This window comes from uncultured Sunxiuqinia sp. (assembly GCF_963974515.1).
Lineage (GTDB): Bacteria > Bacteroidota > Bacteroidia > Bacteroidales > Prolixibacteraceae > Sunxiuqinia.
Genome location: NZ_CAXBDD010000201.1, coordinates 1 through 3,015 on the forward strand (window position 1 = coordinate 1; position 3,015 = coordinate 3,015).

Below are 3,015 nucleotides of genomic sequence, written 5' to 3' on the forward strand. Positions count from 1 at the left end.
GGCTGATTTTCACGGAGGCTTCAAACTCGCCCGAACCTGCTGAAAGCGTATGGGTGAGCAGGTTTACCCTCGAATGGGGAACCGTTCCCACACATTGAAGTCGTCCGTTTTCCACTTTCCAGTCTTCCAATGGGATAGACCAAAAATCCTTCCCCACCCAAACGCGGTCGTGGGTATTGTCAAAGTTGGCCGAGAACTCGATTTTTTGAGTGCAGGAGGTGACCGTTAAAAGAAATAAGGTGACGATGCTTAAGGTTGAAAGTTTCATAATGGTTTCGTTTTATGTTGATTCCAAATGTACAGTGCTACTGAGCTGATTTTCGAATCGTTGGCTTACCACGTAAATATCCAATAGATTCCAGGAAAATGTCGGTCTGCTCCATCGTTTCAGTGAAATATCGATTTCCATCTTTATTGCCCTCGCGGTAATTAAAGAACCCATGTTTCTGATCTTCATACAAAAACAAATCACAGCGGTTGCCGGCCACTTCCATGTTCTTTTTAAATCGCTTCGCAGTTTCAACAGGGACCAAATCATCTTTCGTACCCAGAAAAACCAGGGTTGGAGGCGTGTATTGATCGATGTTGTGAATGGGAGAAATTTCCAGGTAGCGCTCCCCTACCCGCTCATAACCATAACCGGTTGGTCCATTGTCAAAAACCGGATTATAGAGAACCAAGGCGTTGGGTTTCGCGCTGACTTTCAGATCGTCTTGTGGATCGTTGAGTCCGGGAACTGTTGCAGCGGCAGCAGCCAGGTGACCGCCAGCCGAACCTCCCGATGCCACAATTCTTTCGTTGTCGATATGCAATGTCTTTGAATTCTGCCGTAAAAACCGAATGGCCGACTTGGCATCCGCCACCGCATCAAATGGTGTTGTCTGATGTCGGGTTTTAACCCGATAATCTGCCAAAACGGTAATCATTCCTCGCGAAGACAGATATTCGGCGTGGGGCTTAAACTGGGTGATTGTGCCTGAATTCCACCCCCCTCCAAAGAAAAAGACGATGGTCGGATACTTCGTGCTTTCATCAAAATTGACCGGATTTTTAACCAGTAGCTTTAACTCAACCGCATCAACTCGCTTATATGTGTACTCCTGAAATCCTGAAATCGCCTGGGAAAAGACATTCAACTGAATTCCTAACAGCAGGATGACGATAAATGGCTTCATTTTAAATGACTTTATTTTGTTATAGGATTGATGCTGTTTATTTTCTAAAAATATTAAATTCTGATTAGTTATCTTTTACGAGATAGCCCTGCTCCTTACTAAGGGTTATGAGCCGTTCCAGTTCTTTCACTTTTTCAGGATAATCTTCATAAAGGTTTACACGTTGCTCCGGATCCTCTTTCATATTAAAAAGAATGCCTTCTGTTTCAAAATCGGTATAAGCTGTCAGTTTTTTAAATGATTCCGGCAATTCTCTGTGTCCTCCCGTTTTATCATTAATATAGAGCCAGTCACCTTTACGTATTCCCCATTTCCCTGCATAGGTATTATGAATAGTAACTTCTCTAATCGGTGAGCGATAATCTTCACCCGTTAAAACCGGAAGAAAATTGTAACTGTCGGGAGCTGCATTCTCGGGCAGTTCAACGTCGGTTATTTCAGCCAGAGTCGCCATGATATCGATCTGTGACATGACTTCATCTGAAACGGCACCCGGTTTAATTTTCCCCGGCCATTTGATGAGTAAGGGTACGCGATGACCACCTTCCCATACATCACGTTTTAGTCCGCGAAAATTTCCCATGCTAAAATGAGCATACGTTTCTGCTCTTTCCCAGGCATAAGCTTCAGTGCCATTATCAGCCGAAAAGATGACGATGGTATTGTCTTCAAATCCTCTGTCCTTCAAAGCTTTTAGCACCTGCCCTGCAACCCAGTCCGTTTGCACGATAAAGTCACCATAAGCCCCCGCATCCGATTTTCCGTCAAACTCATCGTTGGGTATTATTGGAGCATGTGGCGATGGCAATGCAAAGTAAAGAAAGAACGGTTTCTCCTTCTCTTGTTGATTAATCCATTCGACCGCTTTATTCATGAGTGTGGGTAAAACGTTATACGGATTCCAGTCTTTAACTTTCGGGCCGGGTCGAAACTCCCACTGACCCTCTTTTGTTTCAAACCCAATGTTATTGATGTCCATCACTTCCGTGGGCACTTCAACGATCCTGTCATTTTCTATCCATGCATAGGGGGGAAAGTTGATCGTTCCATCACCAAAATAGTAATCAAAACCGCGATCCAGTGGGCCACCAGTAATGGGTTTGCTCCAGTCAATATCTTCGGGACCATAAAACTTGGTCAAGCGGTCCCATTGCATGACTTCACCTGACGGTTCGCTCTTAAATTCCCAATTCCATCCCAGGTGCCATTTCCCAATACATGCCGTCGTGTAACCATTTCTACTCAGAACCGCTGGCATGGTGATATCTGATTCGTTGAAGAATGGCTTGCCAAATGAATTAACAATGCCATGCTGTCTACGCCAATGATACATTCCGGTAAGCAGCGCAAAACGACTTGGTGAACAGATTCCTGACGAACTATGGGCATCGGTAAAGCGCATGCCCTCGGATGCCAGCTTATCCAGATTTGGTGTTGGTATTTTAGAGTCTGGATTTTGACAGTTCAAATCGCCGTAGCCCATATCATCAGCATAAATAATTACAATATTGGGCTGTTGCACGGGTTGACTATCATTATTTTTTTGCCCTGACTGGCACCCGGTAAGAACGCTTGCAAAAAGCAACGTGCAACCAAAACAAAGACCGTGGATTATTCTCATTGCTGTTCGAATTTCATTCAGGGAAAATAGATCAAAAACGAAGAAATAGCAAATTCCCCTGTCCGTTTTTATGCACTTTATTGCGGGAGCCAAAAAACAAAAAAACTCCTGTAAATTTGACACTTACAGGAGTTTGCTTTTGAATGCTTTTTGAAAAAGTGGAGCTGCCGGGAATCGAACCCGGGTCCAAACGAGGAAGCAATATGCTTTCTACATGTG

Annotated in this window: 3 protein-coding genes and 1 other RNA gene; all 4 read right to left on the bottom strand. The window is 44.1% G+C overall.

Annotation, left to right across the window (positions count from 1 at the left end; all coding sequences use genetic code 11):
* Positions 1 to 268 (bottom strand): hypothetical protein (locus AAC033_RS18835; protein WP_339741070.1); only part of this gene is annotated, 268 nt, incomplete at its 3' end.
* Between the two features lie 37 nt (positions 269 to 305).
* On the bottom strand, positions 306 to 1,175 hold the full coding sequence (locus AAC033_RS18840; protein ID WP_339741072.1) for an alpha/beta hydrolase: 870 nt from the start codon (positions 1,173 to 1,175) through the stop codon (positions 306 to 308).
* A gap of 64 nt (positions 1,176 to 1,239) precedes the next feature.
* Entirely contained in the window at positions 1,240 to 2,796 is a 1,557-nt protein-coding gene (locus tag AAC033_RS18845; protein WP_339741075.1) for an arylsulfatase, read from the bottom strand.
* Positions 2,797 to 2,952: 156 nt separating this feature from the next.
* Positions 2,953 to 3,015: a transfer-messenger RNA gene (gene ssrA, locus AAC033_RS18850) on the bottom strand; the annotation flags it as partial.

Coding starts and splice junctions, on each gene's coding strand:
- AAC033_RS18845 (WP_339741075.1), bottom strand. CDS start 2,796: ATGAGAATAATCCACGGTCTTTGTTTTGGTTGCACGTTGCTTTTTGCA.
- AAC033_RS18840 (WP_339741072.1), bottom strand. CDS start 1,175: ATGAAGCCATTTATCGTCATCCTGCTGTTAGGAATTCAGTTGAATGTC.